3 protein-coding genes are annotated in these 3397 nt (G+C 43.8%); all 3 read right to left on the minus strand.

Annotated features, from left to right (window positions below):
- Window positions 1–839: histidine kinase dimerization/phospho-acceptor domain-containing protein (locus tag B7C60_RS16675; RefSeq protein WP_245869636.1), on the minus strand; the 839-nt coding region annotated here is incomplete at its 3' end.
- Window positions 823–1512, minus strand: coding sequence for a response regulator transcription factor (locus B7C60_RS16680; protein WP_099612611.1), 690 nt, complete (start codon window positions 1510–1512; stop codon window positions 823–825). The genes B7C60_RS16675 and B7C60_RS16680, both read right to left, overlap by 17 nt.
- 18 nt (window positions 1513–1530) lie before the next feature.
- A partial coding sequence (locus B7C60_RS19890; protein ID WP_245869638.1) for an efflux RND transporter permease subunit occupies window positions 1531–3397 on the minus strand: 1867 nt, incomplete at its 5' end.

Genomic DNA, 3397 nt, shown 5'->3' on the forward strand with positions numbered 1-3397 from the left:
AGATCACTCATTGTTACGCCAGCGCGACAAATACGTTCCAATACTTGTTGACGCTTTTCCGGTGAACTTTGTTTTTCAAGCAGTTTCATCAATAACTCACTATTACTACGAACAACAGCTATCGGTGTTCGTAATTCATGACTTGCATGAGCGAGGAATTTTTGTTCTCGACGAAGCGCACTATCAACTGAAACGAGACTGTTTTTGACCACCTTAGCTAAGCGATTCAGTTCGTTATAATGAAAATCAGGCGCAGGAATCACTAACTGTTCAGGCGTTAATTGTTTTGCCCAAAGTGCTAGCCGCTCGACAGGTTTTGCTACTCGTTGTACTAAAAAATACATACACAAACCAAATAAACCAATACCAAGCACGGCATAACTAATCAGTTGAACAAAATGGGGAATTTCTCCCCAAGGCCGATTTTGTATCAGTTCAGGACGTTGAACATCATCCAACACACGATAAATGTAGAGGGGGTCGCCAGCCGTTTGATCATAACGCATTAAAAACACAGCGCGCTCAGGTGCTGAAAACCAATGCTGATTTTCGATATATTTTACAAATTGCATCGGTTGTTCTAGTGGTTCAAATAACGCGGCAATGTCTGATGGAATGGCTTGCCAATGATGAGCAACGTGAAACCCCATCATCATTTCTGTTTTTTGTCCCGTTAATGCGACCTCTCGACCAATATCCATCATCATCATCCGCATTCCACCATCCAATCCTTGCTCAAAATAGTTTGCCGCTAAATGGGAGAAGCTGACAACCGTGATGCTGGCCATTGCCATCATCACACAGATAAGGAAAATCTTCAGGCTACGGCGTAGTTTCATCGTTATCCTGCTGTTGGATACTGAACCCAAACCCTGGCACCGTCTTAACCATCGTCGGCCATCCCTCTTGGTCTATCTGCTTACGTAGCTTAAACATATGCACTTTTAGGCTGTTACTGTCTGGCTGTGCTTCTCCCCAGATCATCTGAATAATTTTTTCCCGAGTGACAACAGACGGATATTCTCGCATCAATAATTCCAAAATTTTTATCGAGATCGGTGAGAGCTTCAGCTCTTGCCCATAACGGCAGGCTTTACGCAGCGATAAATCGAGTTCGAGTTCACCAATCCGTAGTTTTGTAGCCTGTCCGCTCCGCCGTTTAGACAACACCAACATGCGCACCATAAGCTCTTGCATAGCAAACGGTTTTACTAAGTAATCATCGGCTCCGTGTTGAAAACCTTGCAGCTTATCATCCAAAGTATCACGCGCTGTCAACATCAAAACCGGTGTTTCAATGCCTTGTTCACGAATACGTCGACACACTTCTAAACCTGCAATTTTCGGTAAGTTGAGATCCAGAATAATCACGTCGTATTGATAAGATGTAATCAGGTTATAACCCACTAGACCGTCGGCGGCAAAATCACACTCTATTCCTTCTAATTGCATATAGTCGATCAGTGCCGTCGCAAGATCGAGGTCATCTTCAACCAATAAAACCTTTAGCATGATGCTTTACCTATCACTTTACACGTAACGTTTTTTACACGTAACGTTTTTTACTATATCCACGACTCCCTTCTGTATCTCATACTGAATATAGAGTAACACGGGTATTAACAGTAAAGTAATCATCGTAGCGAACATGATGCCATATCCTAATGAAGCCGCCGCAGGTTTTAAAAACTGAGCTTGCATCGATGTTTCGCTCAGCAGAGGAATCAAACCTGAAAAAGTGGTAATGGATGTCAAAAGAATTGCACGTAGTCGGCTATTACACGCTTCAATAATGGTATCCAATATGGGTTTCCCTTCTTCTTGTAAACCGTTATAACGGCTGACCAACAGCAAGCTATCATTCACCACCACGCCACTTAAAGCTAAAATACCAAACATAGACAAAATGCTTAAGGTCAACCCATTCACCCAATGGCCTAAAATCGCGCCGACAATACCAAAGGGAATGGCCATCATAATCAGTAAGGGCTGAATGTAAGAGCGCAACGGTATCGCTAGTAAGGCGTAAATGGCGATCATCGCAGCCACAAACATCAATTCCATCGATTGCATGGTTTCCGCTTGTTGCTCAGCTTCTCCGGCAAAATCAACCCGCAAATGAGGGTACTCTTTCTGCCACTGTGCCAAAAATTGTTGCTTAACTTGATTGACAACTTGGCTGGGTGACAACATGGCTTTATCCACAACCGCACTCACATACACCGCTCGTTGATTGTTAATTCGAGTAATGGCTGACGCTTGGTAATCAGAATCAATCATTGCAACCGAACTGAGGGGGATAACCGTGCCGTCACTGCTACGAATATTCGCATTCATGATATCTGCTAAGGTTTGACGTTCTTGTTCCGGATAACGAACACTCACCGTGACTTCATCTTGTTTACGCTGAAATTTTTGGACTTCTCCACCCCCAAAAGAATGCAGAACTTGATCAGCAAGTTGTGCCGTCGTTAACCCCAAAGCTCGTCCTTGTTCGGTTAATGTAAAGCGATACTGTGGTACTCCTGGGCTTAAGTTGTCATCAATGCCGCTGATTCCCGGTATAGTTTGCAGATAAGCTTTCACGGCCTTTCCCGCAGCCGTCACCTGTTCAGCATCGCTGGCTTTTAACTCAATTTTAAAGTTATCAACCATATCCATGCTGGCCAATACTTTGAGTCTTTTAGCGCCTTCCAGCAGACCTATCTGCTCATTCCATATTTTTGTAAACTGATTGGTGTCGTATCCCGGAGAGTCAATGAAGGCGACCGTAACACTGCCTTCGGTATCGGATGAAGCCAATACCTGTAGGCTGGAAATACTACTTTGTTCAGTAGGTAATCCCAGCTGAGCACGAAGATGGGTATCAGCCCTTTTCGCTGCCTGTTCAATCACTAATAAATTTCGATGAGTTTGCCCAAAGCTGGCATCGTCTAACATCGTGATATCTGCCGAAGCGATATCACGAGGAATATCGGGAAAGAAAGCCATTTTAACCGTTCCAGACATAGGCAATGTCGCAATCACGATCAGTAGGCTAAGAAATAGCAATAATGTTGCGTAACGAAATCGTAAACACAGTTTAATAACGGGCGTGTACACCTGATAATTCAAAAAATTCAATACTGAATCTGCGCTACGCTGAACTCGACTCCAACCACCTTTTGTTCCATTGCGATGAGTATTTAGGTGAGCAAGATGAGACGGTAAAATCAGTTTTGATTCCACCATGGAAAGCAATAGACAGACCGTCACAACCGCAGCAAACTGAGCAAAAATTTGCCCAAGCCCACCTGTTACATTGGATAACGCCATAAATGCAGCAACGGTAGTCAGCACACCAAACACGGTAGGTATTGCGACTTTCATGGCCCCTTTAATCGAGTTATCTAGGCTG

This window comes from Vibrio fujianensis (assembly GCF_002749895.1).
GTDB classification, from domain to species: domain Bacteria; phylum Pseudomonadota; class Gammaproteobacteria; order Enterobacterales; family Vibrionaceae; genus Vibrio; species Vibrio fujianensis.

Coding starts and splice junctions, on each gene's coding strand:
- B7C60_RS16680 (WP_099612611.1), bottom strand. CDS start 1,512: ATGCTAAAGGTTTTATTGGTTGAAGATGACCTCGATCTTGCGACGGCA.